Genomic DNA, 24,872 nt, shown 5'->3' on the forward strand with positions numbered 1-24,872 from the left:
GCCCACGATCACCGGAGTACGACATGACCAGCACCCTGCCCCGCCCGGCCGCCGACGGAGCCGAGAAGGATCTCGAATACGCCTCGCGCGACGAGATAGCCGCCACCCAGCTCTCGCGGCTGCAGTGGTCACTGCGTCACGCCTACGAGAACGTGCCGCATTACCGGAAAGCCTTCGATGAGCGTGGCGTGCACCCGGAGGACCTGCAGTCCCTGGACGACCTCAAACTCTTCCCGTTCACCGCGAAAGCCGATCTGCGCGAGAACTATCCGTTCGGGATGCTCGCCGTGCCGCAGGACCAGGTCTCGCGTGTCCACGCGTCGTCGGGCACCACGGGCCGGCCGACTGTGGTCGGGTACACCGCGAACGATGTCAGCAACTGGGCCGATCTCGTCGCGCGGAGCCTGAGCGCCGCCGGCGTCCGACGCGGTGACAAGGTGCACGTGGCCTACGGTTACGGGTTGTTCACCGGTGGCCTGGGCGCGCACTACGGCGCGGAACGATTGGGCGCCACGGTGATCCCCATGTCGGGCGGGATGACCGAGCGGCAGATCCAGCTGATCCAGGACTTCCGTCCGGACGCGATCATGGTCACCCCGTCGTACATGCTGACGATCGTCGACGCGATGCTGGCCGCCGGGATCGATCCGGCGCAGACCTCGCTGCGCACCGGCGTGTTCGGGGCCGAGCCCTGGACCGAGCAGATGCGCACCGAGCTCGAGGCCCAACTCGGTATGGACGCGGTCGACATCTACGGCCTGTCGGAGGTGATGGGCCCCGGCGTGGCGATGGAATGTGTGGAGACCAAGGACGGCCTGCACATCTGGGAAGACCATTTCTACCCGGAAGTCATCGATCCGATGACCGGTGAGGTGCTGCCCGACGGGGAGGAGGGCGAACTGGTCTTCACCTCGCTGACGAAAGAGGCGATGCCGATCGTCCGGTACCGCACCCGCGATCTGACGCGCCTGCTCCCCGGGACCGCGCGATCCATGCGACGAATGCAGAAGATCACCGGCCGCACCGACGACATGATCATCCTGCGCGGGGTCAACCTGTTCCCGACCCAGATCGAAGAACTCATCCTCGCCGTGCCCGCCCTCGCGCCGCAGTTTCAGTGTGTACTCGAACGACCAGGTCGTATGGACCAGATGACGGTCAAGGTGGAGTACCGTCACGATGTACCGGCCGAGCATCGGGGCGCCGCGGCCGTCGAACTGCAGAAGTTGATCAAGAACCGTATCGGGGTCACCGTGACCGTCGACGCCGTGGAGCCGGCTGCACTGTTCCGGTCGGTCGGCAAGGCCAAGCGGTTGATCGACAACCGTCCGAAGGTCTGATCGCCCGAAGGACCGAGCGCCGAGGAGCCGAGATGCCCGAGCCGGAACCCATGTCCGTCGGGTCGCCGCGTGAGCCCGCGGCGTCGACCGCGAGCCGCGTCGGTCTCGACGCCTGGCGCGAGGCGATTTCGAGCGCGTTCGTTCCCCTCGTCGCCTCACCGGAGAGTTTGGTTGGAGGTGCACCGGCCAACCATCGAAGTGATCATCGGTGCCACCATGGGGCGATTTCGGCGAGTGTCTCGACCCAGCGCACGATGGTCGCCGTGGATCTGCGATCTTTCGATTGGCGTCTCGAAACACCCTGACGAGCAGTGTTCCAGGATGGGTCAGGTGCGACGGGCCGCTCGTACCCGAGCTTCCCGCCGATGATCTCCTCGATCGCCGAGACGATTCACACCCTCGATCCGAGACCGAGGTCCGCACCGGATACGGCGACGGTAAGACCGTCGGCGACGCCTCACCTGAAGGAATGGACCAAAGCAAGGCGGCTGAGGGCGATCACGTTGCGGAGCGGAACTGCCTCCGATAGGTCGCGGGAGACGTCGCAAAAGAAGTGGCGAAGTTCTGCCGCATCGTGACGCTGCTACCGAAACCGCACCTCTGCGCGATCGACTCGATCGGCAGGTCTGTCGACTCGAGTAGGACGCGCGCCCGATCAAGTCGTTGTTGCAGTACCCACTGGGCAGGGGTCGTACCGGTTGCCGCTTTGAACCTGCGGAGGAAGCTACGTTTGCTCATGCACGCGCGGATCGCAAGGCTGTCGACGGTCAGTCGTTTGTCTAGGTGTTCAAGCGACCACTCGATGACTTGCCCGATCGGGTTCTCCGCCGACGTCGTCGGCACCGGCTGCCGAGTGAATTGGGCTTGCCCGCCATCACGATGTGGCGCGACCACGAGTTGCCTGGCGACGTCGTTGGCCGCTTCCGCTCCTAGTCGGTCGCGGACCACATGTAGGCAGGCATCTATCGCGGAGGCGGTGCCTGCCGAGGTCAGCACATCGCCGTGGTCGACATACAGGACCAGCGAATCGAGTGAGATGTCGGCATGTCGGTTGCGTAGAACGTCCATCGCCGCCCAGTGGGTGACCGCGGAGCGACCCGCGAGCAGGCCGGAGTCGGCCACCGCGATCGAGCCTAGGCACAGGCCGACAACGGTCGCGCCACGACTGTGGGAGTCGAGAAGCACCGTACGCAAGGCATCGTCGAGTGGCGGAAAGCTCTCGGGCCAGGATGGAACGATCACCATGTCGGCTGCCTCGACGGCCTCGACACCGGAGAGGCCGCCGAGGCGGTAACCCTCCGCGACCGTCACTTCGCCACCGTCGAAGGTCCACACCACGGTCTGCCAGGGAGCGTCCGGGTGTATCCGCGCAACCTCCGCGAACACGAGCTGAGGTGCGGCGAGATGGAAAAGCGGGACCCCGTCGAAGGCGTAGACGGCGATACGCATGCGGGACTCGCTTTCGATGGGCTTGCGCCACCACATGGTACTGATCTCGTCGTCTCCGAATCGAGAGAGGACGAAAGTACGCATTCGACGAAGGTGGCCTGAAAGCATCGTAGGTGGGCGTATGGGCCACTGTTGGAGCGGGTCGTGGGCGCCGATGATGGTGCACGAACGGATTGCGGGTCACCCGCCCGGTGTGCGTAATCGTTGTCGGCACCGGATGAGGAACACCCAGAACGCGTATGAACAACCCGCTCAGACAAAGAGTCGAAGATGTGTCCAGGGCGCAAGCCCGTGTCTTCGTCGCCGAATTGAACGATCAGCTGATGCGTTGTCGACTTCGGTCGGCGGGGCGGATCAGCGCGATCCTCGCGTATGGACAATCCGGCAGGAGTTATACGAAGTCCGCGAGCAGATCTGTCGGCTCCAGCAGAGGTACCGTCTCTGACGGCGACTCCGTTGGTTCTGGCGGAGGCTGGTTTCGGCGGGGGCCAGTGCAGCAGGAGGGTAGCCATGTTCGATCTCGATGGCCGCACGGCGGTGGTGACCGGTGCCGGGCGAGGTATCGGCAGCGGGATCGCCCTCGCCCTCGCAAGGGGCGGCGCGAATGTAGTACTCGCCGCGCGCTCCGCCTCCGACCTGTCTTCCGTCGTGGACGTCGTCGAGGCCGAGACGACGGCCCGCGCGGTCGCAGTGCCGACCGACGTGACCAGTCGAGAATCTACTGATGAGTTGGCGAACGCGGCCGTGGAGGCTTTCGGCGGGATCGACATCGTCTGTGCGAACGCAGGTGTTTTCCCTGAGGCACTGATCGGCGACATGTCCGAACAAGTTCTGGATCATGTTCTCGATGTCAACGTCAAAGGTTCGATCCGGATCGTGCAGGCTTGTCTGGATGCGGTGAAGCGCGCCGAGTATGGGCGGATCATTCTCACCTCGTCCATCACCGGCCCGGTGACAGGGGTGGCGGGCTGGTCGCACTACGGTGCATCCAAGGCTGCGCAGTTGGGCTTTATGCGAAGTGCGGCAGTGGAACTCGCCTCCGATGGCGTGACCGTCAACGCGGTGCTGCCGGGGAACATACTGACCGAGAGCATGGCTTCACGAGGCCCCGAATACGTTGCTGGGGTGAGCGCGGGAATCCCGATGGGGCGCCTTGGGTCGCCGGAGGATGTCGGGAATCTCGTCGTCTACCTCGCCAGCCGCGAAGCCGGCTACATCACCGGCCAGGCGATCGCGGTCGACGGTGGTCAGGTCCTGCCGGAGTTCATCTCGGGCTGACAAGCATGCCAACGGGGTGAAGCCCGCACATCTCCGCAGCGATGAAGAGCCCGTGCCTCAACTCGCGGTGGGGAAGATGGGGGCCGGCGAGGATATCGCCGACGGCGTACACGCCAGGCAGATTGGTGCTGAGTCTGTCGTCGGTCATCACGTATTCACCGTCGGTGAACACGCCGGCGACTTCGAGGCCGGCGCCATCGGTACTCGGCAGGCGATGTTCCACTGGGAGGCTCCGAATGGCAGAGAAGGGCTCTCCGGAGTCGGAGCTTGCTGGTGGCATCCTTCCGATTCCGGTGGCGCCGCTACCGGCAGGTATTGCTGCCATCGGGCGTGATCCCATTGCGAGGACCAGATACTCGCCGACGATGCGGTGTCGGTCGACCTCCACGGCCCGATCCCGGAAGAGACGGCCTCGCCCCCGGATGGTGGTGATGTCACGACGTGCGATCAGTGACCGCAGACCCTCATGCATCCGAGACACGACGGACTGCGGGTGGGCGATCGGCTGCCCCGTGCGTCCACAGTCGGACGACATGTGTGCCCGGAGAGTTGCGGTAGCGCAGCCCTGGGCGAAAGAATGAGCACTCTGTAGGAGCGTGGCCATGGGTATGCACTCCTGGTGCAGGCGAGAACCGCCGAGTTGTGCTTATTCGATCAGTATGACCGATCGACCGAGTTCGGATGCGCGTAATGCAGTCGCGTACCCGGCCGGCCCGGCACCGAGAACGACGATGTCTGCTGAGATGTGCATCTGTGTCGATTCAGGCTGGGCCGGGTACAGCCGAACGCAACGCCTCTGCATAAAGATGTCCCGCTCGATAAGACGACCGGACGAGAGGCCCCGACATGACCCCGAGGAATCCGGCGTCGCGCGCGGCACCCTCCAGCGTTGCGAATTCCTCTGGCGTGACCCAACGGGAAACCGGGTGATGTCGGGCAGATGGACGTAAGTACTGCGTGATGGTGATCAACTGGCACCCGGCCTCATGCAGGTCATCGAGAACCGTCATGACCTCCTCGGTGGTCTCGCCCAGTCCGAGGATCAAGTTGGATTTGACGATCAGTCCTTCCGAGCGGGCACGGCGGAGGACATCGAGTGAACGCGCATAGTCGAATCCGGGCCGGATTCTGCGGAAGATCCTGGGCACCGTCTCCACATTGTGGGCCAGAACTTCGGGTCGACTGTCGAATACTTGCTGCAATTGGGTGTTGCCGGCTTTGAAGTCGGGAATCAGCAGTTCGACGCCGGTACCCGGGCACCGACTGTGTATCTGACGAACCGTCTCCGCGTACAGCCACGCCCCGCCGTCGGGCTGGTCATCGCGTGCGACGCCGGTCACCGTTGCGTAGCGCAGACCCATCGCCTCGACGGAGTCGGCCACCCTACGCGGCTCGTCACGATCTATCGGCATCGGCTTCCCGGTGTCGATCTGGCAGAAGTCGCAGCGCCGAGTGCATTGGTCACCGCCGATGAGAAGTGTTGCCTCGCGATTCTCCCAGCACTCGAAGATGTTCGGGCAGGCGGCTTCCTGGCACACGGTGTGGAGGCTCTCACGTTCGACCAGCGCAAGCAGTTCGCGGTGGCCGGTACTCGTTTTGAGGGGTGCACGCATCCAGGCCGGCTTCCGTTCCACGGGGGTCTGGCTGTTCCGCACCTCGAGGCGCAGTAACCGTCGGCCGTCTGGGCTTGCATTCATAGGGCCTCACCTCCCGATGGGCTTGCACAGGCGTTCCCGCACATCAACATTCGACGAGGTTCACCGGGACGTTGATGGCCAGTCCACCGGTAGACGTTTCCTTGTACTTCGCGCTCATGTCCATTCCGGTGGCTCGCATCGTCTCGATGACCTGGTCGAGACTGACGCGATGAGTGCCGTCACCGCGCAGAGCCATCCGGGCGGCATTGATCGCCTTGCCTGCCGAGATCGCGTTACGTTCGATACAGGGGATCTGAACCAGTCCCTCGATGGGGTCGCAGGTCAGACCGAGACTGTGTTCCATCGCGATTTCTGCGGCGTTCTCGACCTGCGCGGCTGTGCCGCCGAGGATTTCGGCAAGCCCAGCAGCAGCCATGGAAGCAGCGGAGCCGACTTCGCCCTGGCATCCCACCTCTGCGCCCGAGATCGAAGCGCGTTCTTTGTACAGCGAACCGATGGCGCCCGCGGTGAGGAGAAAGCGGACGCAGCTGTCGTCCGGGTCCATGCGACCCGCGGGCGTGTAGTGGCGGGCGTAGTGCAGGACTGCAGGAATGATCCCGGCGGCGCCGTTGGTGGGCGCCGTGACGATCCGGCCCCCGGCAGCGTTCTCCTCGTTGACCGCGAGAGCCACCAGGTTCACCCAGTCCTCGGCGAATGCGGGATCGCGATGGGGGTCCTCAACTCGTAGACGTTCGTACCAGTTATGCGCGCGGCGGCGAACACGCAAATTGCCGGGTAGCAGACCGTCTCGAGTGAGTCCACGCTGCTGACAGGCGAACATCACATCCTGCAGATGGAGCAGCCCCGAGCGAACTTCCCGGTCGCTCCGCACGGCCACTTCATTGGCCAGCATGACCTCGCTGATGGACTTGTTGTGCCCTTCGGCCAGCGCGAGCAATTCGCCCGCAGTGGCGAAGGAGAACGGCCCCTTCGGTAGCTCCCGCGTCCCGGTGTCCTGGTCCTCGTCGGCGATCACGAATCCGCCACCGATCGAATAGTAGGTCTTCGACGAGATCGGATCTCCCAGCACATCGGAGACGGTGAGCGTCAACGCGTTCGGATGGCGCTCGAGAAACGTCGCAGGATGCAGTGCGATGTCTTCTTCGGCGAAGGCCACAGCCTGCGCGCCGGCTATCTCGACCCGGCCGCACTCCCGGATTCGGCTGATCCGGGTCTCGACTTCGTCAGCATCTGAGTGTTCGGGCGAGAGTCCTTCGAGTCCTAGGAGAATCGCGGGCATCGAGCCATGCCCGGCCCCGGTGGCGGCCAGAGATCCGTAGAGATCGATGTGCAGGTCGACGACCCGGGACAGTGCCCCGTTGTCCAGCAGTTCGGCGGCGAACCTCGCGGCGGCGCGCATCGGACCGACGGTATGCGAACTGGACGGGCCGATGCCGACACTGAAGAGGTTGAATACGCTGACCGTCATGCCGACGTCACGCTCTGGTAAAGGGGGTGTCTCGCCGCCAGCGAGCGTACGGTTTCGGCTTCGCTGGAGAGATCGGCGTCGGCAGGTGCGGAGAGCGTGCGTGCGATCACGTCGGCGACCGCCTCGAAATCGACAGTGGTGAAACCCCGGGTGGCGAGCGCGGGCGTACCGATGCGGAGACCCGACGTCACCATCGGCGGACGCGGATCGAATGGTACGGCGTTGCGGTTCACCGTGATCCCGACGGCCGCCAGCCGGTCCTCGGCCTCGCGTCCGTTGATCGAGGCATCTCGCAGGTCCACCAGAACGAGGTGCACGTCGGTTCCTCCGGTCACGACGCTGATTCCGGCTCGTGACACGTCGGGGCGCATCAGCCTGTCGGCCAACACCCGCGACCCGTTCAGGCACCGTTGCTGACGTTCGACGAAGTCGGGGTCGGCGGCCATCTTGAAGGCGGTGGCCTTCGCCGCGATCACGTGTTCCAGGGGCCCACCCTGTTGCCCGGGGAAGACTGCGGAATTGATCTTCTTCGCGATGTCACCGTCGTTCGTCAGGATGATCCCGCCGCGGGGCCCCCCGAGCGTCTTGTGGGTGGTGGAGGTGACCACGTGTGCGTGCCGGATCGGTGAGGGATGAAGCCCCGCCGCCACCAAGCCGGCGAAGTGGGCCATGTCGACCATCAGGTGGGCGCCGACCTCGTCGGCGATCTCCCGAAACGCGGCGAAATCAAGGTGGCGCGGGTAGGCCGACCAGCCGGCGATGATGAGGCGCGGACGATGCTCGCGGGCCGCGCGGGCGACAGCGTCCATGTCGATGAGGTGATTGTACTCGGACACCCCGTAAGCCGCGACGTCATACAACTTGCCCGAGAAGTTGAGGCGCATTCCATGGGTGAGGTGGCCACCCGCGTCCAGGGACAAGCCGAGGATGGTGTCGCCGGGCGTGAGCAATGCGTGCATCACCGATGCATTGGCGGTCGCGCCCGAATGTGGTTGCACGTTGGCATATCCCGCGCCGAAGAGGCGCTTGACCCGATCGATGGCGATCTGTTCGACGCCATCGACGTGTTCACACCCCCCGTAGTAGCGCCGGCCCGGGTAACCCTCGGCGTATTTGTTGGTCAGCACCGAACCCTGGGCCTGCATCACTGCCAGCGGTGCGTGGTTCTCCGACGCGATCATCTCCAGGCCGGTGCGCTGGCGACGGAGTTCTCGAGCGATCAGCGCCGCGATCTCGGGATCGTAGGCGGTGAGATCGGCGTCCAGGACGTTCACGAGTCCAGGCCGTTCTTGGCGGCATACTCGGCGGCGGTGAGCAGAACCCCCGTGTCGTTGGCGAGAACGGCAAACAGCCACCCCTCCCCGTAGGGATCGGCGGTGATGAGACCGGGATTCTCCACCGCGGCGGCATTCAGTGCCGAGACTCGGCCGCTCACAGGGGGATACAACTCCGACACGGTCTTGGTCGACTCGACCTCGCCGCATGATTCGCCGGCCACGAGCGTCGTGCCGACCTCGGGGAGTTCGACGAAGACCAACTCGCCGAGAGAATCTGCGGCCACCGAGGTGATCCCCACCCGAACCGGTTCGTCGGGGAGTGCGGCACCGGGCGCGACGAGCACCCACTCGTGCTCGTCGGTGTAGCAGCGATCGTCGGGGAGGGGTTGTGCGGGCATCGTTGTCTCCTTGGTTCGATAGCGGTCAAGAGCGGCGATAGAAGGGGCTGGGGGCCACGATGAACGCCTCGTGACGACCACGGATGCCGACGTTCACCTGCGTTCCGGGTTCGCACGACTCGATGTCGACATAGGCGAGCGCAATGGGGTGACCGAGTGTCGGTGAGAGGGCTCCAGAGGTCACGATGCCGATGTCGGCACTGCCGGAACCGTCGAGGACCCGGTAACCGGCCCGCGCGGCTCGCCGTCCGTCCCCTCTGAGTCCGACGAGCCGGCGACGCACCTCGCCTTCCGCGAGCTTTGCCAGCGCATCGCGTCCGACGAAATCCTTCTCCAGGCGGACGACCTTGTCGAGTCCTGCTTCGAACGGGTTGGTCTCCTCGGACAGTTCGTGCCCGTACAGGGCCATCCCGGCTTCCAGTCGCAGCGTGTCCCGGCATGCGAGTCCGGCCGGGCGGCCGGAGAGTTCGGTTGTCTTCGCGAGTAGCGCTCGCCACAGCTCGACGGCGTGGTCGTTGGGTACGTACAGTTCGAAGCCGTCCTCGCCGGTATAACCGGTGCGCGCCAAGAGGACCTCGACACCGGCGACTCGGGCCGGGCCGGCGGCGTAGTACTTGAGGTCGGTGACATCGCCGGAACGGTCGACGGGGACCAACGACTGCACGATCTCCCGGGACGCCGGACCCTGGACGGCGATGAGAGCGGTGGCCGGCGACTCGTCTGTCACCGTGACCGAATCGAAGTGTGCTGCACGCGAATTCATCTCGTGGAGGACTCGACGACTGTTCGCGGCGTTTGCCACCACGAGGTAACGCGTGTCGCCCAGACGGTACACCACGAGATCGTCGATCACTCCGCCCTCCGGGGAGCACATCAGCGAGTACTTCGCGCGTCCGACGCTGACCGACGACAGCCGACCGACCAGAGCGTGATCGAGCAACGCCGGGGCGTCGGGACCCTCCACGGCGATCTCGCCCATGTGGGAGAGGTCGAACAGACCCGCTGCGGAACGCACGGCGTGGTGTTCGGTGAGATCGCTGTCGTACTTGAGTGGCATCCGCCAGCCTGCGAAATCGGTGAAATGCGCATCCAGCGCTTCGTGTTCGGCCAGCAGTGGAGACTCAAGGACCTCCGAGGACGGGCTGCTGCTACTCATACGGGGATCTCCTGTTTGTCGGCGACACCGGAATCGGTTTCATCGAAAGCGTCTAAGGGAGGGCAGGAACAGACCAGATTGCGGTCGCCGTGCACCCCGTCGATCCGCCGGACGGGCGGCCAGTACTTGGAGTTGCGCAGCGAGTCGACCGGGTAGGCGGCGACACTGCGCGGGTAGGGGAGGTCCCACCTGTCCGCGGTCACCTGTTCGGGTGTGTGCGGCGCCTGCCGTAACGGACTTCGCTCGAGTGGCCACATGCCCTCGGCCACCATGTCGATCTCTGCCCGGATGGCGATCATCGCCTTGATGAACCGGTCCAATTCCGCGAGGTTCTCCGACTCGGTCGGTTCGACCATCAGCGTGCCGTTGACCGGAAAGGACAGCGTCGGAGCATGAAATCCGTAGTCGATGAGACGTTTGGCGACGTCCTCCGCCGTAACTCCGGTGGTCTTGGTCAGCTCCCGGAGGTCCAGGATGCACTCATGCGCGACCAGGCCGGACGGACCCGTATAGAGCACCGGGAAATGATCCCGGAGGGACCTGGCGACATAATTTGCCGCGAGCACCGCGGTCTTGGTCGCGTGGGTGAGTCCGTCCCCGCCCATCAGTGCGATATATGCCCATGTGATCGGGAGGATGCCGGCCGATCCGTGGCGGGCGGCGGACACCGGTGTGCCGCCAGACGTCGAACTGTCCAGGGGGTCGGCCGGAAGGTACGGAGCGAGGTGTTCGCGAACGGCCACTGGTCCGACTCCCGGGCCGCCTCCGCCGTGCGGGATGCAGAAGGTCTTGTGAAGGTTCAGATGGCTGACGTCGCCACCGAACCATCCCGGCCTGGCAAGTCCGACAAGGGCATTCAGGTTGGCTCCGTCGACATACACCTGCCCACCCGCGTCGTGGACGAGATCGCACACCTGCCGGGCGTCACGTTCGTAGACGCCATGTGTAGAGGGGTAGGTCAACATGATGGCAGCGACGCGCTCGCCGTGTGCCGAGATCTTGGTTCGCAGATCATCCAGGTCGATGTTGCCGTTGTCTGCGGTTCTGACGACGACCACGTTCATGCCGGCGAGTACCGCCGATGCCGCATTGGTCCCGTGAGCCGACTGCGGTATGAGACAGACCTTGCGATGGGCTTCACCGCGTGCGGAGTGGTATCCGGCTATCGCCAGGAGGCCTGCGAGTTCGCCCTGCGAACCAGCGTTCGGCTGCAGGGACACCCGGGCGTAGCCGGTGAGCTCGGCGAGCCAGTTCTCGAGGTCACCGATCAGTGTCAGGTAGCCGTCGGTCTGCCGGGGAGGCGCGTACGGATGGATTCCGGCGAACCCGGGCCAGCTGATCGGTTCCATCTCCACCGCGGAGTTCAGCTTCATGGTGCACGACCCCAACGGGATCATCGTTCGGTCGAGTGCGAGGTCTTTGTCGGACAGGGAGCGCAGATACCTGAGCATGGCGGTTTCGGACCGATGACGGTGAAAGACAGGGTGAGTGAGATACCCCGTCGTGCGCCGGACAGATGCCGGCAGTCGGCAGGTGTCGGTGAGAGGCACGCGCGTCGCACCGAAAGCGGCCAACACGCTGTCGACGATCCCGTCGGTCGTCAGTTCGTCACAGGCGATGCCGACATGGTCGACATCGATACGTCGGAGATTGATCCCTGCCTGTTCGGCCCGCCGCACCACCCCGTGGGCCTGGCCGTCGGCAGCGACCACGAGCGTGTCGAAGAACTGCTCGTGCTCGAGTGTGAAGCCGGCGGCTTCGAGCCCTGCCGCGAGCTGCCGGGCGTGGTTGTGCACTCGTTCCGCGATGGCGCGCAGCCCCTCTGGACCGTGGTAGACCGCGAACATTCCGGCGACGTTCGCGAGCAGAGCCTGTGCAGTGCAGATGTTGCTGGTGGCTTTGTCGCGTCGTATGTGTTGCTCGCGGGTTTGTAGGGCGAGGCGGTACGCGGGTGCGCCATCTATGTCGACCGAGACTCCGACGAGTCGGCCCGGAAGCATCCGCTCGAGTCCCGCGCGCACCGACAGGAACGCGGCATGAGGTCCGCCGAAGAACAGCGGAACCCCGAATCGTTGAGCCGAACCCACCGCCACATCGGCGCCCTGTTCACCGGGTGGCACCACCATGGTCAGGGACAACAGGTCGGCGGCGACGGTGACCAGGGCGCCGCGTTCATGGGCGGCTGCGATCAGGCCGGTGTTGTCTCGCACCTCCCCGGACGATCCTGGAGCCTGGATCACGAGTCCGAACAACTCGCCGGCCGGAAGGCCGGCGGAGAGGTCTGCGGTCGAGACCTCGATGCCCACAGCGGCCGCTCGCCCGGAGACGACAGCGAGGGTTTGCGGTAGGCACGCGGCGTCGAGGATCACGCGAGACGCGGTCGACTTCCGGTTGGCGCGGCGCATCAGCAGTATCGCCTCCATCACCGCGCTGGCCTCGTCGAGCAGGGACGCTCCGGCCACCGGGAGGGCGGTCAGGTCCTGGATGACCGTCTGGAAGTTCAACAGAGCCTCGAGCCGGCCCTGCGATATCTCGGGCTGGTACGGCGTGTAAGCCGTGTACCACGCGGGAGACTCCAGGATGTTGCGTCGCAGCACGGCGGGAGTCACCGTGTCGTGGTACCCGAGTCCGATCATCTGGACGCGGGGCGAATTACGTTCGGAAAGTTCGCGGAGAGACGCCAAGACGCCTGCCTCGGTGCGGCCTCCGGGAGCGTCAGCGGCACCGTGTCGCGAATCTGCTGGGGTACTGCTGCGTCGATCAGCGCATCCAGTGTCGGGTGATCGAGAGCTCGCAGCATCGCCTCGATGGCGGTGGCATCAGGCCCGACGTGTCGGTCGACGAACTCTCCGGCCCCGGTGGCGCAGACGGATTTCATGGCACTCCAGATCTCGGCGGTCCGGTGATCTCCCGGATTACATGGCGGAACACCTCCCCGCTCTGTCCTGAGACCTGAGAGTCCGGGCGCTCCGTCGTGGGGTGCCCTACACCTTCGGTAAGCCGGTCGACGATGACCGTCTGTTCTCCAGAGTTGCCTTCGCGCAGTGGTACTGGGGCCTGAGAGATTCCCGGGGAGGGTGTTGCTCCTACGGCGCCTTCGTCATGAAGGTTCTCCCACCGCGCATCGACGGCGTCTTCGATTGTGGTGCAGACGGTACAGACCGGATCGAGATCTGTCCTCGCGCGCAGGTGGGCCGGTTCCGCAGAACGGAACCGCCGACCGTACCGACCTCGGCCCGTTAGATCCCGGGAAGGGTTGGGGCCACGACGGCCGGGCGAAAGGCAGTGGTGAAACGGTTGACCGTTCCGCTGCCTGGAATCGATCTCTGGTCGGACGCCGTGCGCCCGGTGCATTGTGCAGGTCACAAAGGAGGAGCTTGTGTCGAAGACCTACAGTCAGCTCGTCGACCCGGATGCGGGCCGAGTGGGCGCAGCGATCTACGCCGACGAGGACATCTACGAAGCCGAGATGGATCGCATCTTCGGTCAGTCGTGGCTGTTCCTCGCCCATCAGTCGATGTTGCCCAAGCGCGGCGACTACCTGACGACGACCATGGGCGACGACCCCGTGGTCGTGGTCAACAAGGGCGGCGGCGAGTACGCGGCATTCATGAACCAGTGTCGTCACCGCGGCATGCGGATCTGCCGGGCGGACCAGGGCAATGCGAGAGCGTTCACCTGCTCGTACCACGGATGGGTGTACGACCTCCAGGGCAATCTGACCCAGGTGCCGCATGAGGAAGACGGCTACCTGTCGAAGTTGGACAAGGGCCGGATGGGGGCCACGCAGGTGCCCCGGATCGTCTGTTTCCGAGGTTTCGTATTCGGAACCTGGAGTTCGGACCTTCCGGACTTCGAGGAGTACCTCGGCGACATGGTCTGGTACTTCGATTCGTTCGCTGATCGCTGGGAGAACAACGAGGTCCTCGGCGCAGCCAATCGGTGGACGATCGACTGCAACTGGAAGTTCCCGTCGGAGCAGTTCGCCACCGACGTCTACCACGCGGAGACGAGTCACGTGTCGGCGCTCATCGCGCAGGGCGGCGACTGGGTGACCGCGGAGACCAAGGGGCTGCAGTTCAGTTCCCCCGGTGGGCACGGTACGGGGTTCTATCTCGATGACGCGCCGGACATGACCGATTACGGCGATGCCGCCCGTGCATACCGGGCGGCCAGTCGGGAGCGGGAGATCGAGCGTCTGGGTGAGCACCGGGCCGTACACGTACGAGGCCACAACACGGTCTTCCCGAACTTCTCCTTCCTGATCGGTACCAACACGTTTCGCGTATGGCAGCCCCGCGGTCCGCATCAAATCGAGGTGATGGCATGGACCCTGGGTGATGCCGACGCCCCCGACGAGGTCAAGGACGCGATGCGACGCAACGCACTGCGTACGTTCAGCGCCGGCGGGATCTTCGAGGCCGAGGACGGCGAGAACTGGGCCGAGATCCAGGACGTGCTCAAAGGACGCCGGGCTCGACGCTCCGACTTCGACTTCACCATGGGCCTCGGGGCGGCCGGTAGCGAAGAGGGCTTTCCAGGACGGATCAGCAACATTTACAGCGAAGAGGCCGGCCGGGCGTTCTACCGGCGCTGGCTGGAACTGATGGAGGGCGGGCAGCAATGATTCCTCAGACTGCCACGGAGAGAGTCACACTCGAGGTTCATCACGAGATCAGCCAGTTCTTGTTCCGGGAAGCGCGCCTGCTGGACGACCGTCTCTTCGACGAGTGGCTGGGCCTCTTGGCCGAGGACATCCGGTACGTCGCTCCCGTTCGTCTGGCGCGGATGCCGCGTGAGCAACGGAAGGAATTCGAGCCCGAAGGCGGAGGTGCACACTTCGATGACACCAAAGAGGATCTGGCCCAACGGGTGCGAAAGGTGAACAGTGGACGCGCGTGGTCCGAGGTTCCCGCGTCACGTACCCGCCACCTCATCACCAATGTGGAGGTGGAGCCCGGTGACGAGCCGGATTCGTACCGCGTGATGTCCAACTTCTTCCTGTACCGGACACGGAGCGCGACCTACCAGGACCAGTTCGCCGGCGGTCGACGCGATCTGATCCGTCGTCGGTCGGGCGACCACGGGGATCTCGAGTTGGCTCGTCGTACCATCTTGCTCGATCAGACCGTCTTGCTCGGCAACAATCTGTCGGTGTTCCTGTGAACCCCCATGTGGTCGTCATCGGTGGCGGACAGGGCGGTGCGACCGTCGCTCACACGCTGCGGGCGTATGGGCACGCCGGTCCGGTGACGCTCCTGTGCGCCGAGTCGGTTCTGCCCTATGAGCGGCCTCCGTTGTCGAAAGGGATGCTCGCCGGGGAAGCGCCGACGCCGGTCGTGCCCGAGAACTTCTACGCTGACGAGAACGTCGACGTCCGGATCGCCACGCGTGCAACCAGCCTCGCTGCACGCGCGTCGGGCTGGGCCGTGCGCACCGACGCCGGTGACAAGATCGACGCCGACACCGTGATCCTTGCGACCGGGTCGACACCGCGGCGGTTGGCGATAGCTGGAGGCGATCTCGACCACGTGCTGACGCTGGGTTCGATCGACGATGCCGCTCTGGTGCAGCGCCGCCTGGGCGATGCTGCGAACGTGGTCATCGCCGGTGGGGGGTTCGTCGGGTCCGAGGTTGCAGCGGGTCTGCGCGCCCGCGGACATGAGGTCACCATCGTAGATCCCGTCGATCTGCCGATCGCGTCCCGCACAGCGCCCTGGGTCGCGCGGCGATTACGCCAGCGCCACGAGGAAGCCGGGGTGCGGTTCGTCCGGGACACCATCGCAACGATCGAGGGTGATGAGGCCGTTCAGGCCGTGGTCACCACGACCGGAGAACGGTTGCCTTGCGATCTGCTCCTGGTGGCCATCGGCAGTGTGCCCAACGTCGAGATCGCGCAGTCGTGCGGGATCAAGGTGTTCGATGGGATCGAGTGCGACGAGCGCGGGCGGACATCGATCCCGAGCATCTATGCGATCGGCGACGTGGCGACATGGCCGTACGCGGGGCTGGGCCGGGTGCGAATCGAACACTTCCGCACAGCCGGAGACCACGCGCAGGTAGTTGCCGCCGACATCACCGGTCGTGATGTGCCCCCGCTTCGAGCCCCCTGGTTCTGGACCGACCAGTACCAACATCGAGTCGAGGTCGCCGGTCGTCCGTCACTCGGCGACGACATCGCTTTCCGGCACGACCGGAACGGTGAGATCCGAATGTCCATCCATCTTCACGGTGACCGGGTCGTCGGCGCGGTGGCGCTGGACGCCTCGCGCGAGATGCGCGCGGTCTCGCGACTGATCGACAAACAGTCGCCGATCGACCCGGTTGCCATTGCCGACCCCTCCCTCGACCTACGAAAGGCTGCGTTGCCCTCATGACCAATGTTCGTGCACTTGGATATCTAGGACTCACGACCGACGATCTCGACGGTTGGCGCGAGATGGCGGGCCCGATGCTCGGTGCCGAGGTCCGGGACCGTGGCGACGATGAGCTCGACATCCGGCTCGACCGCCGCGCGTGGCGCACCCGGATCGTGCGAGGCGACGAGAACGATCTGCGATTTGCGGGTTGGGAACTGGCCGACGATCGCGAGGTGGATGCCCTCGTCGATGAGCTGTCTGCGGCCGGGCACAGGTTTGTCGAGGCCGACGCGGATCTCCGCGCCGAGCGCGGCGTGGAGCGGCTCGTCGTTGGGAGCGACCCGGACGGTAACGCCGTGGAGCTGTTCCATTCGGCGGCTGTCTCCGGTGACCCGTTCACTTCGCCGTACCAGAGCACGTTCCAGACCGAGCTCGGCGTCGGTCACATGGTCCTCTTCTGCAGCGACATCGAAAAGATGTTGTCCTTCTACTGCGACCTGCTCGGCCTGCGCCTCACCGACGTGATCCATCTGTCCGAGGAGACGATCTACTTCCTGCACTGCAACGAGCGCCACCACAGTTTGGCACTCGTGCCGGGTCGCACAAGTTTCACGCTGCAGCACATCATGTTCGAGGTCGACGACATTGATACAGTGGGCGCCGCGTTCGAACGCTGCGACGCAGCCGCGTTGGCGCAGACGAACCTGGGCCGACACTCGAACGACCTCATGTTCTCCTTCTATGCTCTCGCGCCCGGTGGGTACACCATCGAGTTCGGCGCCGGTGGCCGGCTGGTCGACGACGCCACCCACCACGGTGCCAGCTTCACGACTACGAGTTGGTGGGGTCACCGCGATCTGAAGCCGAGTAGGTGACTGCCATGGCATGGACCAAGGCCTGCGCGACTGAAGACGTTCCCGTCGACGAAGGACATCGAGCGGTCGTCGGGGACAAGGTGCTGGCGGTGTTCAACGTCGACGGGGAGTTCTTCGCGACCGACGATGTGTGCACTCACGGCGAGTCGTCTCTCTCTGAGGGATACGTGGAACCGGACTGCTCGGTGGAGTGCGTCGCTCACATGGCCCGGTTCTCGCTGAAGACCGGTGAGGTGCTGGCGCCGCCGGCAACCATTCCGATCACGGTGTACCCGGTCCGGGTGGACGATGGGATTGTGATGGTCGATCTCGATGGATGACTCGCACCAGCCGTCGGTGGCGGCGCACGGGCGGCTGGCCGGCCGCATCGCCGTGGTGACCGGAGGTGGGGCGGGAATCGGTAGGGCGGTGGTCGACCGATTCGTCCGTGAGGGCGCGTCGGTCGCCGTGCTCGAATTGTCCGAGCCCAGAATCGCTGCGTTGCAAGAGTCGTATGGCGACGCGGTGCTTACCGTGCGCGGTGATGCGACGCGACTCGGCGACAACCGCGACGTGGTCGCCACGGCCCGGGAAGCCTTCGGGTCAGTGCACTGCTTCGTGGCCAATACTGGGTTCTGGGATTTCGGGCAGAGTATGGAGCAGTTGCCGGACGACGAGAGATTCGACCTCGCCTTCGGTCAGATCTTTGATCTGAACGTGAAAGCTTTTCTAGCCGGGGCGAAAGCGGCTACGTCCGCACTTCGGGAGACCCGTGGATCACTGGTGATGACCGCGTCGAACGCGAGCATGCATCCCGGGGGCGGGGGGCCCCTTTACACCGCGTCGAAGCATGCGGTCGTGGGCCTGGTTCGTCAGCTCGCCTACGAACTCGCCCCCGCTGTCCGGGTCAACGCGGTAGCGCCTGGCGGGATGCTGACGTCGCTGACAGGTCCGCCTGCGTTGGCGACCGGAGCGACGTCAATAGCCGATCTCCCGATGGACGAGCTGATCTCGACGGTCTCGCCGCTGGGGTTCTTGCCGGAGCCGGAGGACTATACGGGGTGGTATGTGTCGCTTGCCTCTGCGGACGACGCGCGCACTATCACTGGATCGGTTATCGAGTGTGACGGCGGTGAGCGGGTTCGCGGGCGGGCATTCTCCGAGTATGCGCGGCTCAAAGCGGGTGACCTCAGATCGCAAGGGCGCGCTCGCACGGTTCCGAAGGCTGAAACCACTCTGTTGTAACGGGCGTCACCCGGTCTCACACTCTTAGCCACTCGCATAAGACCACACCTGGAGGATCAATGGTCAGCACACCCGGAGCCGCACCCGAAGAACTCGCACGAGTTCGCGCTCTGTTGGCGGAGAACAACATCGAACGAGTTCTCATCGGCGGCGCCGACATTCACGGTCAGTTTCGAGCCAAGTTCATCCCGTCGTGGCGGTTCGACAAGGAACCGGAGGCCCCGATGCACATCGCCGATGTTATGGCGATCATGGATATCGAAGACGAGATGATGCCCCGTCCGGCCGGTCACACCGGTTGGTGGCCGACCTGGGAAAGCGGATTTGACGATCTCGACGCCATCCCGGATCTCAGCACCTTGACCCCGGTGCCGTGGATCGAGAACGGTGCGCTTGTCCTGTGCGACTACTACGACCTCGATCATCAACCGCTGCCGGCGATGCCTCGCAATGTGTTGAAGTCCGTGATCGCCCGTTGCGAAGCAATGGGTTTCGAGGCCAAGATGGCGACTGAGTACGAGTTCTTCATCTTCCGCGAATCGTTCGAGACGGCCAAGGCGAAGGGATTCCGCAACCTCACGCCTCTGGGCGAAGCAGTAACGATGTATGGGGCAGAACGCGCGCATGCCGACCTGCCGATCACGCAGGGGATCGAAAAGGCTTGTGCCGGAATGGGTATCGATATCGAGGCAATCATGGCCGAAGGTGGACCGTCGCAGTTCGAATTGAATCTCACTCCGCAGTCGGCGCTGCGCGCGGCGGACGAGGGATTCCTGTTCAAGTTCGCGGTCAAGCGGGTTGCCGAGCAATTCGGGCATTTTGCGTCGTTTCTGCCCAAGTTCGGCTCCGGTGAGTTCGGCTCGAGTTTGCACGTGCACCAGTCGTTGTGGGCGGGCGATCGCAATGTGTTCTACGACGGTTCCGCGGATGACCGGCTATCGTCGACTGCCAGGCATTACATCGCGGGGATGCAGAAGACGCTGCGCGAGTTCACTGCGGTATTCGCTCCGTTCATCACCTCCTACAAGCGATTCGAAGAAGAAAGCGCCGCCGGTACGCAGGTCGCCTGGGCGGTAGGCAACCGCACGACGGCGCTGCGCGCGGTTAAGGGTTCGGAGGGGGCCACCCGGATCGAAAACCGAACGCCGGGGTCTGACGGCAACTCCTACCTCGTACTCGCAGCGATGCTCGCAGGCGGGCTGTGGGGGATCGAGAACGAGCTCGATCCCGGACCTGCCTACGAGGGCAACGCCTACGCCGACGAGTCGCTCGAGCGTGTTCCGTCAACTCTCGCCGAGGCGGTCGAGATCTTCGCGCAGAGTGAGGTCGCCAACAAGTTCTTCGGCGAGGAAGCGGTCACCTACTTCGCCGAGAGTCGACGTTGGGAGGTCGCCCAGTTCAACAACGCCGTGACCGACTGGGAGCTTGCCCGCTACATCGGAACGGTGTGAGAACCCGTGACGATCGGTGACAGTTCGCTGACGACGCTGAAGCCTGGCTCGGTCGGCGTTGCCGGAATCGTATTTTTCGTGGTCGCCGCAGCCGCACCCCTCGCTGCGGCGGTGGCGACGGCACCGGTGGTCTTCTCATTCGGCGGGGTGGGTGCCCCGCTGGCCTACCTAGCAATCGGTGCCATCCTCCTGCTCTTCTCGGTCGGCTATGCCTTTATGAGTGGTCACGTGACGAGCGCCGCTGGCCTCGCCGCCTATGTCGAACGAGCTTTCGGACGGACGGCGGGCACCGCATGTGGGTATGTCGCCATGCTGGCCTATGGCACATTCATCATGGGTTTGTACGGCGGTTTCGGCTTCTCGACGAGCTTCGTGCTCGAGTCGACGGTGGGTCTGTCCGTGCACTGGCTGGTGTGCGCACTGGTCGCGTGGGTGCTCGTCGCCCTCATGGGTTTTCGGGCCGTGGACCTGAACATGCGGGTCCTGGGCGTGCTCATCGCACTTGAGGTCGTCGTCCTCCTGGTGTTCGACGTCGTGACGATCGGACGAGGCGGAGATGACGGGATCTCGTTCGAGGGCTTCAACCCGGCGCAGATCGAACTGAGCAGTGGCTTCGGCGCGGCGTTGTTGTTCGCGGCGGTGGCCTACCTCGGTTTCGAGGCAACGGCGATCTACGGTGAGGAGGCGCGGTCACCTCGTCGCGCGGTCGCCAAGGCCACCTACACCGCGGTCATCGTCATCACCGTGTTCTATGCGGTGACCATGTGGTGCTTCTCGCTGGGTTACGGTCCCGACAGCGTCGTGGCAGCAGCAAACGATAATCCCGGTGGGTTCGTCCTGGAGATCATGCCGCGGTACCTAGGTGCCTGGACATCGGACGTGATCTCGGTTCTCGTGCTCACCAGCTACTTCGCGGCAATCCTCGCTCTCCACAACGCACTGTCGCGGTACGTCATGGCGCTCGGTCGGGCGGGTGCATTGCCCGCCGCACTGGGGACCACGCACGTCCGCTTTCGGTCTCCGAGTGCGGCCGCTGCCGCAGTCTCGGTGGTGACCGCGGTCGGCGTGGTGGCCTTCGCGATCAGCGGGGCCGACCCGTTCACCCAGCTGTTCAGCTGGCTCACCGGACTGGGGACGTTGGGGATCTTCGTCCTGCAGGCCTGTGCCTCTCTAGCAATCATCGTGTTCGGGCGTCGCATCGAGGCGCGATCACTCTGGCGCAGTCTGATCGCTCCGGCGCTGGCGTTCGTCGGTCTGAGCACCGTCATCTGTCTCGCGTTGCTGAACTGGGACTTGCTGTCCGGCACGACCGGTGCTGTCGCGACGTTCCTGCCTTGGCTGATCCCGCTGGTGGCGGTCGTCGGTGTCGTGGTTGCGGTGCTCCGATCCCGCGTACTCGCGGGCCTGGTGCCGACGGAAACCCGTATCCATTCCGCCGAACCGACCACTGGCGAAACGACAATCGCCGAATCGACAAGAACTGCTCAACGAAAAACAGAAAGGACCTGAGAACAGATGTCCATCAACTTCGAACTCTCGAAACCGGTCACCTGCAAACCGCTGACCGAGTGGCAACGAGTCAACGTCGAGCTCCTCGGCACCCAGACGCGATTCGTCCAAGGGGCGCAGTGGCGGCATCGGGTCATCGAAGCAGGCGATGACAGCGGTGAGCCGCTGATCCTGATCCACGGGGTGGGCGGGCACGCGGAGACCTTCAGCCGCAACATGCACAACCTGGTCCGTCAGGGCTTCCACGTCTTCGCGATCGACGCTCTGTATCACGGATACACCGACAAGCAGCCGTACGACGATGACAAGCGGTACCTCTATCAGGTCGATGCCGTGGTCGACCTGATCGACGCCCTGGGTTTTGACTCGGTACACATCGAGGGCGAGTCGATGGGTGCCACGATCGCGTTCCACTTCGGATTCGCACATCCGGATCGAGCACGAAAAGTCATCCTGAACACGGGCTTCGGCCACGTGAAGCTGCAGAAGACCGACTTCGAGCCGGTGAAGGGGGATCTCGGGGAGCTCGCGAGTCTCTCCCGCGAGGTAGTTGTCGATCCCAACCGGGACGCGATGCGGAAGCGTCTCGAATGGGTTGTCGCGAAACCTGAGTCGATGACGGATGAAATGGTCGACATCCGCCTGGCCATCTATCGGGACCCGGAGATAAACGCCTCCATGCGGCGGGTCTTCCGACTGGACAAGGATTGGACGTGGGAGCTTCCGTACACCGAGGCGGACCTGGCAGATTACAAGCCGGAGACCCTCGTCCTGTGGACGGAACACAATCCCGGTGACGGCCCGGATTACGGCGAGTACATTGCCGGCATCATCCCGGGGGGGAAGTTCTACTGCATCGCGGACGCGGGGCATTGGCCGCAGTGGGAGAAGCCCGAGGAGCACGATGCGGTCCTGACCGAGTTCTGCCTGAACAAGCCCTACACCGCGTAGGCGTCGATCAGGTACGCCAGCAGCTCCTTTCGGCCGAGTCCGCACGTCGGGTCGGCCGAAAGGAGCTGCGAGGAGTGGTTCGTCATGGGCGACCGCGGTCCGTCGCGGCTACCTCGCGCGCTCGACAATCGCGGTCGCGACGTCGTCGAAGGTCGACCGGAGATGCTCGCGCATCATCGTCGATGCCAGTGCCGGATCGCCGCTCTCGACGGCTTCGAATATGCGCACGTGCTCGCCATGGCTCCGTCGGATCATGGGGCTCGAAGTCAGCGGAGAGCTTGCGGGTGTGAACAATTCACCGCGGGCGGAGTGCATCAACGACGTAAGGCGGATGCTGCCTGCAGCGTTCGCGAGCTGTCCGTGAAAACGCGAATCGATCTCCCGGAATGCAGGTGCCGTCAACGTCAGTTCGTTGACGTCGAGTGTCGTGCGCATGGAAGCGAGTTGATCCCCATCCCGACGCTCGGCGGCGAGCCGGGCGATCTGGCACTCCACCGCGGTTCGTAGGTCGATGATCTCGCGGAGCAGCGAATTGTCGTCCGCCATCGCCGCCAGCCAACGTGCGTACGCGTGCTCGAGGTCGGCGACGAACGTTCCGCCGCCGACCCCTCGCCTTACTTCTGCATAACCCTCGGAACGCAGGACACTCAGTCCTTCGCGCAGAGTGGACCGGGAGACAGCGAGCATGTCACTCAGCTCTCTCTCCGGTGGCAGGCGGTCGCCCGGACTGAGCGAGCCTGCGCGGATCATCGCCCGCAGGCGAACATAGACATCCTCGGCGGACGTACGGACCTGGATGGACGGAGTCCACTGCAGGGTCGACGAATCGCCGGAGTCAGGCATGAATCGGCGCCTCGGCTCGTGGGAACGCCGTCGCGAATTGCGAAGCCTTGCGCACGAGCCACGAGAATACCGGGTCACCGCCGAACATCTCAGGATGCCACTGCACGCCGAGGACGTCGTGCCCCACCAGCTCGATCGCCTCGGTAATCCCGTCCCGCGCGACCGCGGCCACCCGCAGGCCGTCTCCCAGCGAGTCCACCGCCTGATGGTGGTAGCTGTTGACCGCGACCTCCGGTCCGAAGATGTCGAAAAGCTGAGTGTCCGAGGCGATCTGAAGTTGCTGCGAGCGATGGGTCCCGGGATATCCGGCATACGAGTGGGATTCGCCCTCGGACGGGGAGAGATGCGCGATGAGAGTTCCCCCGCGGGCCACATTGAGTAGTTGAGCGCCGCGGCATACGCCCAGGATGGGCACCCCGCGAGCGATCGCGGCACCGACGAGCCCGATCTCGAATCCGTCGCGGCCGACGTCGAACGGTGTGGAGTTCAGGGTGGGAGTCGACCCGTAGCGCCGCGGATCGACGTCCTCCCCGCCGGCGAGCAGGAGTCCGTCGAGCTTCTCGATGACGGACTCCGGGTTCGAGCGGCGCGAGAGGAGTACCGGTGTGCCGCCGGATGCGACCACGCTGTTGATGTACGGCGACAGGAACATCTCGATGGGTTCGCGCCCCACGAACGGGGGCATGCGGTCCACCTCGTGTCCGAACCTCTCCTGACCGGTGATGCCGATGAGGGGTGATGTCGTGGCGTACGGGGATACTGGCACCGTCGGGTGTCCTTTCGGGTTCTTCATGGGAAGGATGTCAGGCCCCGGCTGCGATCAGATCGATGTCAGGGCCGGCTTTGCGTGAGATGTGCGCTGCCGCTGTGCGGAGCGAGTCGGCGAGGGAATCGACCTTGAGGGTTCGGGCTGAGCCCGCCACCGAGATCGCCGCCACGGCGCGTCCCGCCGGACCGATGATCGGCGCACCGATGCATACGAGTCCCTCTCGACACTCCTCGCGGTCGAAGGCGACGCCGTCGAGCCGGGCCTGATCGAGCTGGCGGAGGAACGAGCCGGGCTGGACGATCGAATGCATCGTCGCGGGCCGAAGGCCTCCGTGGACGACGCCACCCACAGTCGAGCGGTCCGAACGGGACAGGATCGCCTTGCCCAGGGACGAGGTGTGGGCGGCGAGCCGGCTGCCGACCCGTGACGGAGTGCACGTGGAGCGGTGACCGTACAGCTTGTCGAGGTAGACGATGTCGGTGTTGTCGAGGACTCCGAGATGCACGTTCTCGTGCGTCAGTTCGTACAGCTCGGTGAGGTAGGGCAGGGCGACCTCGCGGAGTACCCCGGTTCCGCCGCGAAGGGCAGCCGCACCCAGCCGGATCAGGGGCGTACGCAGGTACCAGTCCATGCCGTCTCGGTCGACCAGCCCCGAATCGTGGAGGACCCCGAGCAACCGGTGTGCCGTCGATTTCGGTACTTCTGCCATCTGTGCGAGTTCGGTCAGAGTGGCGCTGCCCGAGGTGTTGCCGAATGCGGTGAGCAGAGCGAGTGCCTTGCTCACCGACGACCTGCTGGGTGGCTGCGCGGAGTTCTCCATGACCTCGACGGGCGGCAAAACGTTCAATGGTCGGGCTGGCATACCTT

General features: G+C 64.7%; 22 protein-coding genes, 1 pseudogene and 2 riboswitches. Of the genes and pseudogenes, 11 read left to right on the forward strand and 12 right to left on the reverse strand.

What is annotated here, in order from left to right; genetic code table 11:
• The first annotated feature begins 23 nt into the window (after positions 1 to 23).
• A complete protein-coding gene (gene paaK, locus MHN80_RS11320; RefSeq protein ID WP_239401667.1) occupies positions 24 to 1,340 on the forward strand; it encodes a phenylacetate--CoA ligase PaaK in 1,317 nt (438 codons plus the stop codon).
• Positions 1,341 to 1,838: 498 nt separating this feature from the next.
• Here the strand turns inward: paaK and MHN80_RS11330 are convergent, their stop codons facing one another.
• Positions 1,839 to 2,789: a GlxA family transcriptional regulator gene (locus MHN80_RS11330; RefSeq protein ID WP_239401781.1), complete on the reverse strand. Its 951-nt coding sequence runs from the start codon at positions 2,787 to 2,789 to the stop codon at positions 1,839 to 1,841.
• 510 nt (positions 2,790 to 3,299) lie between these two features.
• Between MHN80_RS11330 and fabG the strand changes: the two genes are divergently transcribed.
• Complete coding sequence (fabG, locus tag MHN80_RS11335; RefSeq protein ID WP_239401669.1) at positions 3,300 to 4,067, forward strand: 3-oxoacyl-ACP reductase FabG; 768 nt, start codon at positions 3,300 to 3,302, stop codon at positions 4,065 to 4,067.
• On the opposite strand, the gene MHN80_RS11340 is transcribed toward fabG, so the two are convergent.
• From MHN80_RS11340 to gcvP, 8 genes and pseudogenes are all read right to left on the reverse strand, one after another.
• Positions 4,054 to 4,455 carry a hypothetical protein gene (locus MHN80_RS11340; protein WP_239401672.1) on the reverse strand — a complete coding sequence of 134 codons (402 nt, stop codon included), beginning with the start codon at positions 4,453 to 4,455 and terminating at the stop codon, positions 4,054 to 4,056. The genes fabG and MHN80_RS11340 overlap by 14 nt on opposite strands.
• 258 nt (positions 4,456 to 4,713) lie before the next feature.
• Positions 4,714 to 4,869 (reverse strand): FAD-dependent oxidoreductase, encoded by a 156-nt coding sequence (locus MHN80_RS25915; protein WP_374206339.1) that lies wholly within the window; start codon positions 4,867 to 4,869, stop codon positions 4,714 to 4,716.
• Positions 4,829 to 5,764, reverse strand: coding sequence for a lipoyl synthase (gene lipA, locus MHN80_RS11345; RefSeq protein WP_239401674.1), 936 nt, complete (start codon positions 5,762 to 5,764; stop codon positions 4,829 to 4,831). The genes MHN80_RS25915 and lipA overlap by 41 nt, the downstream gene beginning before the upstream one ends.
• Positions 5,765 to 5,807: 43 nt before the next feature.
• Positions 5,808 to 7,193 (reverse strand): L-serine ammonia-lyase, encoded by a 1,386-nt coding sequence (locus MHN80_RS11350; protein WP_239401677.1) that lies wholly within the window; start codon positions 7,191 to 7,193, stop codon positions 5,808 to 5,810.
• Entirely contained in the window at positions 7,190 to 8,467 is a 1,278-nt protein-coding gene (glyA, locus tag MHN80_RS11355) for a serine hydroxymethyltransferase (RefSeq protein ID WP_239401679.1), read from the reverse strand. The genes MHN80_RS11350 and glyA overlap by 4 nt, the downstream gene beginning before the upstream one ends.
• Positions 8,464 to 8,868 (reverse strand): glycine cleavage system protein GcvH, encoded by a 405-nt coding sequence (gcvH, locus tag MHN80_RS11360; protein WP_239401681.1) that lies wholly within the window; start codon positions 8,866 to 8,868, stop codon positions 8,464 to 8,466. The genes glyA and gcvH overlap by 4 nt, the downstream gene beginning before the upstream one ends.
• Positions 8,869 to 8,893: 25 nt before the next feature.
• The gene (gene gcvT / locus MHN80_RS11365) at positions 8,894 to 10,024 is read right to left on the reverse strand and encodes a glycine cleavage system aminomethyltransferase GcvT (protein WP_239401683.1); all 1,131 of its coding nucleotides are present in this window, start codon (positions 10,022 to 10,024) and stop codon (positions 8,894 to 8,896) included.
• Positions 10,021 to 12,902: pseudogene (gcvP, locus tag MHN80_RS11370) on the reverse strand (aminomethyl-transferring glycine dehydrogenase). The gene gcvT and the pseudogene gcvP overlap by 4 nt, the downstream one beginning before the upstream one ends.
• A 52-nt stretch (positions 12,903 to 12,954) precedes the next feature.
• Positions 12,955 to 13,059, reverse strand: a riboswitch (glycine riboswitch).
• Positions 13,060 to 13,151: riboswitch (glycine riboswitch) on the reverse strand.
• Between the two features lie 252 nt (positions 13,152 to 13,403).
• On the opposite strand from gcvP, the gene MHN80_RS11375 reads away from it, so the two are divergent.
• The 9 genes from MHN80_RS11375 (at position 13,404) to MHN80_RS11415 (ending at position 22,393) form a co-directional block, all read left to right on the forward strand.
• The gene (locus tag MHN80_RS11375; RefSeq protein WP_239401685.1) at positions 13,404 to 14,651 is read left to right on the forward strand and encodes an aromatic ring-hydroxylating dioxygenase subunit alpha; all 1,248 of its coding nucleotides are present in this window, start codon (positions 13,404 to 13,406) and stop codon (positions 14,649 to 14,651) included.
• Positions 14,648 to 15,190, forward strand: coding sequence for a 3-phenylpropionate/cinnamic acid dioxygenase subunit beta (locus tag MHN80_RS11380; protein ID WP_239401687.1), 543 nt, complete (start codon positions 14,648 to 14,650; stop codon positions 15,188 to 15,190). The genes MHN80_RS11375 and MHN80_RS11380 overlap by 4 nt, the downstream gene beginning before the upstream one ends.
• Positions 15,187 to 16,401 (forward strand): FAD-dependent oxidoreductase, encoded by a 1,215-nt coding sequence (locus MHN80_RS11385; protein WP_239401689.1) that lies wholly within the window; start codon positions 15,187 to 15,189, stop codon positions 16,399 to 16,401. The genes MHN80_RS11380 and MHN80_RS11385 overlap by 4 nt, the downstream gene beginning before the upstream one ends.
• Positions 16,398 to 17,258: a VOC family protein gene (locus MHN80_RS11390; RefSeq protein WP_239401691.1), complete on the forward strand. Its 861-nt coding sequence runs from the start codon at positions 16,398 to 16,400 to the stop codon at positions 17,256 to 17,258. The genes MHN80_RS11385 and MHN80_RS11390 overlap by 4 nt, the downstream gene beginning before the upstream one ends.
• 5 nt (positions 17,259 to 17,263) lie before the next feature.
• Positions 17,264 to 17,578 carry a bifunctional 3-phenylpropionate/cinnamic acid dioxygenase ferredoxin subunit gene (locus MHN80_RS11395; protein WP_239401693.1) on the forward strand — a complete coding sequence of 105 codons (315 nt, stop codon included), beginning with the start codon at positions 17,264 to 17,266 and terminating at the stop codon, positions 17,576 to 17,578.
• Positions 17,571 to 18,482 (forward strand): SDR family NAD(P)-dependent oxidoreductase, encoded by a 912-nt coding sequence (locus MHN80_RS11400; protein WP_239401695.1) that lies wholly within the window; start codon positions 17,571 to 17,573, stop codon positions 18,480 to 18,482. Before MHN80_RS11395 ends, MHN80_RS11400 begins: the two co-directional genes overlap by 8 nt.
• A gap of 113 nt (positions 18,483 to 18,595) precedes the next feature.
• Complete coding sequence (locus tag MHN80_RS11405; RefSeq protein ID WP_239401697.1) at positions 18,596 to 19,933, forward strand: glutamine synthetase family protein; 1,338 nt, start codon at positions 18,596 to 18,598, stop codon at positions 19,931 to 19,933.
• Between the two features lie 6 nt (positions 19,934 to 19,939).
• The gene (locus tag MHN80_RS11410; protein WP_239401699.1) at positions 19,940 to 21,442 is read left to right on the forward strand and encodes an APC family permease; all 1,503 of its coding nucleotides are present in this window, start codon (positions 19,940 to 19,942) and stop codon (positions 21,440 to 21,442) included.
• 6 nt (positions 21,443 to 21,448) lie between these two features.
• The gene (locus MHN80_RS11415) at positions 21,449 to 22,393 is read left to right on the forward strand and encodes an alpha/beta fold hydrolase (protein ID WP_239401700.1); all 945 of its coding nucleotides are present in this window, start codon (positions 21,449 to 21,451) and stop codon (positions 22,391 to 22,393) included.
• Between the two features lie 108 nt (positions 22,394 to 22,501).
• Here the strand turns inward: MHN80_RS11415 and MHN80_RS11420 are convergent, their stop codons facing one another.
• From MHN80_RS11420 to MHN80_RS11430, 3 genes are read right to left on the reverse strand one after another with little or no spacing between them, the layout of a single operon-like run.
• Positions 22,502 to 23,236 carry a FadR/GntR family transcriptional regulator gene (locus MHN80_RS11420; RefSeq protein WP_239401702.1) on the reverse strand — a complete coding sequence of 245 codons (735 nt, stop codon included), beginning with the start codon at positions 23,234 to 23,236 and terminating at the stop codon, positions 22,502 to 22,504.
• Positions 23,229 to 24,002: a gamma-glutamyl-gamma-aminobutyrate hydrolase family protein gene (locus tag MHN80_RS11425; protein ID WP_239401704.1), complete on the reverse strand. Its 774-nt coding sequence runs from the start codon at positions 24,000 to 24,002 to the stop codon at positions 23,229 to 23,231. Before MHN80_RS11425 ends, MHN80_RS11420 begins: the two co-directional genes overlap by 8 nt.
• Positions 24,003 to 24,039: 37 nt before the next feature.
• A complete protein-coding gene (locus MHN80_RS11430; protein WP_239401706.1) occupies positions 24,040 to 24,867 on the reverse strand; it encodes an IclR family transcriptional regulator in 828 nt (275 codons plus the stop codon).
• Between the last annotated feature and the right edge of the window lie 5 nt (positions 24,868 to 24,872).

Origin of the sequence: Gordonia sp. McavH-238-E (genome assembly GCF_022348225.1) — a bacterium.
GTDB classification, from domain to species: Bacteria; Actinomycetota; Actinomycetes; order Mycobacteriales; family Mycobacteriaceae; genus Gordonia; species Gordonia terrae.

Coding starts and splice junctions, on each gene's coding strand:
- MHN80_RS11415 (WP_239401700.1), top strand. CDS start 21,449: ATGTCCATCAACTTCGAACTCTCGAAACCGGTCACCTGCAAACCGCTG.
- MHN80_RS11420 (WP_239401702.1), bottom strand. CDS start 23,236: ATGCCTGACTCCGGCGATTCGTCGACCCTGCAGTGGACTCCGTCCATC.
- MHN80_RS11400 (WP_239401695.1), top strand. CDS start 17,571: ATGGATGACTCGCACCAGCCGTCGGTGGCGGCGCACGGGCGGCTGGCC.
- MHN80_RS11350 (WP_239401677.1), bottom strand. CDS start 7,193: ATGACGGTCAGCGTATTCAACCTCTTCAGTGTCGGCATCGGCCCGTCC.
- MHN80_RS11430 (WP_239401706.1), bottom strand. CDS start 24,867: ATGCCAGCCCGACCATTGAACGTTTTGCCGCCCGTCGAGGTCATGGAG.
- MHN80_RS11380 (WP_239401687.1), top strand. CDS start 14,648: ATGATTCCTCAGACTGCCACGGAGAGAGTCACACTCGAGGTTCATCAC.
- gcvH (WP_239401681.1), bottom strand. CDS start 8,868: ATGCCCGCACAACCCCTCCCCGACGATCGCTGCTACACCGACGAGCAC.
- paaK (WP_239401667.1), top strand. CDS start 24: ATGACCAGCACCCTGCCCCGCCCGGCCGCCGACGGAGCCGAGAAGGAT.
- fabG (WP_239401669.1), top strand. CDS start 3,300: ATGTTCGATCTCGATGGCCGCACGGCGGTGGTGACCGGTGCCGGGCGA.
- MHN80_RS25915 (WP_374206339.1), bottom strand. CDS start 4,869: ATGCAGAGGCGTTGCGTTCGGCTGTACCCGGCCCAGCCTGAATCGACA.
- lipA (WP_239401674.1), bottom strand. CDS start 5,764: ATGAATGCAAGCCCAGACGGCCGACGGTTACTGCGCCTCGAGGTGCGG.
- MHN80_RS11390 (WP_239401691.1), top strand. CDS start 16,398: ATGACCAATGTTCGTGCACTTGGATATCTAGGACTCACGACCGACGAT.
- MHN80_RS11330 (WP_239401781.1), bottom strand. CDS start 2,789: ATGCGTATCGCCGTCTACGCCTTCGACGGGGTCCCGCTTTTCCATCTC.
- gcvT (WP_239401683.1), bottom strand. CDS start 10,024: ATGAGTAGCAGCAGCCCGTCCTCGGAGGTCCTTGAGTCTCCACTGCTG.
- MHN80_RS11395 (WP_239401693.1), top strand. CDS start 17,264: ATGGCATGGACCAAGGCCTGCGCGACTGAAGACGTTCCCGTCGACGAA.